This is a genomic window from Streptomyces sp. MB09-02B (assembly GCF_033794485.1).
Taxonomy (GTDB): Bacteria; Actinomycetota; Actinomycetes; order Streptomycetales; family Streptomycetaceae; genus Streptomyces.
Window position 1 is genome coordinate 1 of record NZ_JARGEE010000511.1, and the last position, 5,702, is coordinate 5,702.

At 74.4% G+C, this 5,702-nt stretch carries 5 protein-coding genes; 4 read left to right on the top strand and 1 reads right to left on the bottom strand.

All coding sequences use genetic code 11. The features are described from left to right. Nucleotides 1–81: 81 nt before the first annotated feature. From P1P70_RS39345 to P1P70_RS39360, 4 genes are all read left to right on the top strand, one after another. The gene (locus P1P70_RS39345) at nt 82–522 is read left to right on the top strand and encodes a sensor histidine kinase (protein WP_319246419.1); all 441 of its coding nucleotides are present in this window, start codon (nt 82–84) and stop codon (nt 520–522) included. A gap of 68 nt (nt 523–590) precedes the next feature. Then, complete coding sequence (locus P1P70_RS39350) at nt 591–1,238, top strand: response regulator transcription factor (protein ID WP_319246431.1); 648 nt, start codon at nt 591–593, stop codon at nt 1,236–1,238. Between the two features lie 159 nt (nt 1,239–1,397). Next, nucleotides 1,398–2,741, top strand: coding sequence for a hemolysin family protein (locus tag P1P70_RS39355; RefSeq protein ID WP_319246422.1), 1,344 nt, complete (start codon nt 1,398–1,400; stop codon nt 2,739–2,741). Then, the gene (locus tag P1P70_RS39360; RefSeq protein ID WP_319246425.1) at nt 2,738–3,760 is read left to right on the top strand and encodes a hemolysin family protein; all 1,023 of its coding nucleotides are present in this window, start codon (nt 2,738–2,740) and stop codon (nt 3,758–3,760) included. Before P1P70_RS39355 ends, P1P70_RS39360 begins: the two co-directional genes overlap by 4 nt. Before the next feature lie 279 nt (nt 3,761–4,039). Here P1P70_RS39360 and P1P70_RS39365 read toward each other — a convergent pair. Continuing rightward, nucleotides 4,040–5,702: hypothetical protein (locus tag P1P70_RS39365; RefSeq protein ID WP_319246428.1), on the bottom strand; the 1,663-nt coding region annotated here is incomplete at its 5' end.

Genomic DNA, 5,702 nt, shown 5'->3' on the forward strand with positions numbered 1-5,702 from the left:
GGGGGGGGCGGTTTTTGTTGAGGGGCGGGGGGGGGGGTGGGGGGGGAGGGGGGGTGGTCGGAGTCGGCGGAATTGGCGGAGTTGACGCCCCAGCCCGGGCTCGACCGGCTGGGGCCGCTTGTCGACCGGGTCTCGTTCGCCGGACTGCCCGTCGAGGTACGGATCTCCGGCGAACCCCGTCCGTTGCCGCAGGGCATCGACGTGACCGCGTACCGGATCGTCCAGGAGGCACTGACCAACGCGCTCAGACACGGTGACGGCGGCAGGGCCGAGGTCACCGTGCGCTACGCCGACCGTGCGCTGCGCGTGGAGGTGCTGAACACCGGCCCCAGCGTGCTGACCGGCGCCGCCCCCGCCCCGTCGTCTCCCACTCGTCCCGCCCTGCGCCACCCGCGCGGCACCGGGCGCGGACTGCTGGGCCTGCGTGAGCGTGTCGCGGTGTACGGCGGTGACCTGGACGCCCGGCGTCGCCTCGGCGGTGGCTACCGGGTTCGCGCCCGCATCCCCCTGGACCGACCGTGACGCCGGTCGAGAAGCCGGTCGAGAAGCCGGCCGAGGCGTCGGCCGGGACCGAGGGGGCGGCGCCTCGCGTGCTCGTGGTCGACGACCAGACGCTCATCCGGACCGGGTTCCGGCTGATCCTCACCGCCCGGGGTCTCGAGGTGGTGGGTGAGGCCGCCGACGGCGCGGAAGCGGTGGTGATGGCCCGCGAACTGCAACCGGACGTCGTGCTCATGGACATCCGGATGCCGAACATGGACGGCCTGGAGGCCACCCGACGCATCCTCGCCGCGAACCCGGAGTGCCGGGTGCTCATGCTCACCACCTTCGACCTCGACCGCTACGTCTACGCGGCCCTGTCGATCGGCGCCAGCGGCTTCCTCCTGAAGGACGTCACCCCGCAGCACCTCGCGGCCGCCGTACGCCTGGTCGACACCGGTGACGCGCTACTGGCCCCCTCGATCACCCGACGCCTGGTGGAACGCTTCGCCACGGAAGCCGCCGGGCCGCCCGCGGTCTCCGCCGACCTCCAGGTCCTGACCCCGCGCGAACTGGAGGTCCTGACCCTCCTCGGCCGCGGCCTGTCCAACACGGAACTCGCGGCCGAGCTCACCCTGAGCGAGGCCACCGTGAAATCGCACGTGGCCCGTATCTTCGCCAAGCTCCAACTGCGTGACCGCGCCCAGGCCGTCGTGATCGCCTATGAGAAGGGGCTGGTCAGAGCCAGGGAGTCCTGAGGGCGGGCGATGCCGCGCCACGGGCGGGGTGATCGCGATCGGGAACGAAGATCCGGTCAGAATCGTTCACGAGCCGCACGCCAATCGAAGGAGCAAGCCCGTGTCCGCCAGACCGACGGACCCCCCGACCGGATCCGCCGACTCCCCCGGGAGCGGCCGATGAGCGTCGCCAACGCCGTGCTCGGTGTGCTGGCCGTCCTCGTCCTCACCGCCGGCACCGGTTATTTCGTCGCCCAGGAGTTCGCGTACGTCTCCGCCGACCGGCTCGCCCTCGCGCGCGAGGCGGAGGCGGGCGACCGGAGAGCGGCCCGGGCCCTGACGGTGTTGGAGCGGCTGTCGTTCATGCTGTCCGGCGCCCAGCTCGGCATCACCGTCACCGGCCTGATCGTCGGCTTCATCGCCGAGCCGTCCGTCTCCGCCCTCCTCGCACCCGCCCTGACCGGCATCGGTGTACCGGACGGCGCGGTCGGCGGGATCTCCGTGGTCCTGGCCTTCGTCGCGGCCACCGTCGTCCAGATGGTGTTCGGCGAGCTGGCTCCGAAGAACCTCGCGCTCGCCGTCCCCGAGCGGCTGGCCAAGTCACTGGCGGCCTCCACGCTCGCGTACCTGAAGATCGTGGGACCCGTCGTGCACGTCTTCGACGGCGCCGCGAACACGCTGCTGCGCCGGGTGGGCGTCGAGCCCGTCGAGGAACTGCACCACGGGGCGACCCTGGAGGAACTGGGCCACCTCATCGGTGAGTCCCACGAGCAGGGCGAGCTGCCCAGGGACACCGCCCAACTCCTCGACCACGCCCTGGAGTTCTCCGACCGGACCCTGGACGAGGTCATGGTGCCGCGCGCGGGTGCCGTCTTCGTCCGCAGGGACGCCTCCGTCGCCGAGGCGGTCGAACTGATCGCGCGGCACGGCCACTCCAACTACCCGGTGCTCGGCGACCACCCGGACGACGTCGCCGGGGTGCTCGGCGTCCGCGAGCTGATGCGACTGCCCGGCCGGCCCCGCACCGCCACCACCGCGGGCGCCCTCGCACGTCGCCCGCTGTTGCTGCCGGACACCCTGCCGCTGCCGGACGCCGTGACCCGGATGCGGGAGCGCGACGACGAGTTCGCCGTCGTCCTGGACGAACACGGCGGGGTCGCCGGCATCGTCACGTACGAGGACATCGCCGAGGAACTCGTGGGCGACATCGCCGACGAGTCCGACACCGTCGTCGAACTCGCCGTCCCCGACGGCACCGGCTGGCTGGTGGACGCCGGACGCCGCCTCGACGAGGTCGCCGACGCCACCGGTGTCGCACTGCCCGAGGAGGAGGACTACGACACCGTCGCCGGGCTGGTCGTGGACCGCCTCGGCCGTTTCCCGGCCATCGGCGACCGGCTCACCGTCGACCTGCCCGGTGGGGGGAGCGCGGCCATCGACGTACGCACCCTCGACCGGCACGTACCGGACACGGTCCGTCTGGAGCGGCTGCCCGCGCGTGAGCACGAGGAGACACAGGCATGAGCTTCCCCATGGCGCTCTTCGTCACCGTCCTGCTGCTGATCGGGAGCGGCTTCTTCGTCGCCGCCGAGTTCGCGCTCGTCGCCGCCCGACGCCATCGTGTGGAGCAGGCCGCCGCCTCGGGCCGACGTGGCGCGCACGCCGCGCTGGCCGGCATGCGGGAACTGTCCCTGATGCTCGCCGGCGCCCAACTCGGCATCACCGTCTGCACCCTGGGCCTGGGCGCCGTCTCCAAACCCGCCATCTCCCATGAACTCGACCCCCTGCTGCACGATCTGGGCCTGCCCAGCGCCGTCAGCTACGGAGTGGCGTTCGTGGTCGCCATGGTCGTCGTCGTCTTCCTGCACATGGTCGTCGGCGAGATGGCACCCAAGTCCTGGGCCATCGCCCACCCCGAGCGATCCGCGATGCTGCTGTCCCCGCCCTTCCGGGCCGTGGTCCGGGCCGTGCGCCCCCTGATCGGGCTGCTCAACCGGGTGAGCAACGCCCTGGTGCGCCTGTGCCGGGTCACGCCGCGCGACGAACTCGCGTCCGTCCACAACCGCGAGCAGCTCACCCACCTCGTCGAGGAGTCGCAGCGCCTCGGCCTGATCAGCGCGGCCGACTCCGAGCTGATCACGCGTTCGCTGACGGAGCCCGAGACACCGGTGCGCGAACTCGCGGTCCCGGCCGCCGAGATCACCTCGGTGGACGCGGACGCCGACGTCGAGGCCGTCCTCCGCGCCGCCGCCGACCACGACCGTACCCGCCTCCTCGTCCGCGCCGCGGACGCCACGGTCCTCGGCTCCGTCCACGCGCGTGACGCCCTGGTCGCCCGGGCGAGGGGGCGCGCGGTCACGGCCCGTGGCCTGGCCCGGCCGGTACCGCGACTGGGGGACGAGGCGACCGTGGCCGACGCGATCGACGTCCTGCGCCGCCATCGCGCCACGCTCGCCCTCGTCCACGACGACACGGGCCGCCTCACCGGTCTGGTCAGCCTGGACGACCTACTGGCGCGCTATCTGCAACCGAGGACGGTCTGACGGCTCGAAGACCTGAGGGCTCGAAGACCTGAGGGATCGAGGGCCTGATGGCTCGAAGGGCTGACGGCGCGAGGCCAGCCGGCTCGAAGGCCTGAAGGCTCGAAGGCCTGACGGGGCGACGGCCACCATCGGGGTCGCTGCCGCACTCCGGCGTTCGGTGGCGAACAGCACCGCCGCCCGCGCCGACCCGGTCACCGTCCGCGCGGGCGGCGCGGGCGGCGCGTTCCTCCGGGAGGCCGGGGCACCGGGGCGGGGCGGGCCACCGTGATCGGTCGAGGGTCAGGTGGTGGACGACGGGGGCCCCCACGTGGACTGGATCAGGGCGCGTTCGGTGCCGTTCAGGTAGATCGCGGTGGCGAGCCAGGCGCGGGCGTAACGGTCCGGGTCGGGGTCGGTGACGCGTCCGAAGACGTCGCGGGAGCGGCGGTCCGCCTCCGTGGTGAGCGCGGTCGCCAGGTCCGCGCCCGCCCGGAACCCACTGCGCCGCAGGGCCGCGCCTCCTCCGTCGCGGTCGCCGTCGCGGGCCGGCTCGGCCACCGCGCGGCGGCCCCCGGAGACGGCGACCTCGACCAGTCGGCGCAGTCGCCACAGCGGAGCCTCGGCGAGCGGGTCGGCCGGAACCCCGGCGGGGCCGCCGACCGGGGGCAGCGCGTCCGGCGGCGGGAAGTGCGCCCCCTGCAGTCGGTCGTAGCCCAGGTCGGCGTGCCCCTGCCACTCGTCCGGCAGCCGCAGCGTCGCCTCGGTGCCCGGGACCGGGCCGATCGCGAGCGGGCGGAGCGTGGCGGCTCGGTCGGGTTCCAGGCGTCCGAGCACCCGTATGCGCAGACCGGAACGGGTGGCCAGCTGACGGAAGTTGGCGGTGTGGGCGAGATCGGGGTGGCCGTTGGCCGGGGTCAGCCGGACGAGGAGACCGCCGTCGGCCGACTCCCCGGAGCCGGACACCTCGCGGGCGAACAGGTGGTCGCCCGCCGCGCCGACGAGGACCAGGTCGCAGCCGATCAGTCTGCGTGCCTCCTGCTCCGCCTGCTCGGGGTCGGCACCCGGGCCGCCGGTGAGGCGCTCGGCGACCGCCTCCGCCAAGGGGCGTGCGAACAGGGCGGCGAGCGGGCCCGACGTCCAGGGGAGACCGGAGAGCGGAGTGGCCCGCACGCCCTTGCCGGAGCCGAGGCGGCCCTCCGGCGAGACCGTGGCACCGGAGATCAGCAGTCCGCCACGGGAGAGACCGGCGTGGTCGAGGGTCCCGGAGCCGAGGGCGACCGTGGCCTTGGCGGCGCCCCGGGCACGGGCCGGACCGCCCGGTTTCACGTCGGCGATCGAGTACCAGCTCCCGTCGTCGGAGACGAGATGCGTGACGACACCGCCGTATCCGGTGGCCGAGGTCACCGGTTCCCTGCACACGCCGTGCACCCGTAGACCGCCGCCCGGCCGATAGGCGCGCCGTGCCGTGCCGACGAGGGCGGGGTCGGGGTTCGCCGCCGCCAACAGGCCGGTGGTGAGCAGCAGTTCGCGTACTTGGGCGACCAGGTCGGCCAGCCTGTGGCCGTCGTGCCGGGCGCGGGCCCCGCGCAGTCCGCGGACGACCCGCAGGGCCGCCGCCTCGGCGCGGTGCAGTCCGGCGAGCCGGGCGGTGTGCGCGGCCCGCAGCAACTCCGCCTGTGGCACCGCCCCCGCCGCCGGGACCCCGGCGGCGAGCACGGCCGTGGCGGCCGCCCAGAGAGCGGATGCGGCGGCGACCTGGGCGGGGGTGGGGGCCTTGCCGCCGTCGCGGAGGTCTCCGGTCCTGCCGGCGGTGCCGGCCCTGTCGGTGGAGCCGACGTCGGTGCTGGTGCCGGTGGTGCCGGCCACGCGGCTCGTGGTGCCGGTCGGGGTCGGTCCCGTCGCGCCGCCTGCGCCGGCGGCATCGCCCTGCTTCACGCCCCCGGCGCCCCCGGCGCCCCCGGCG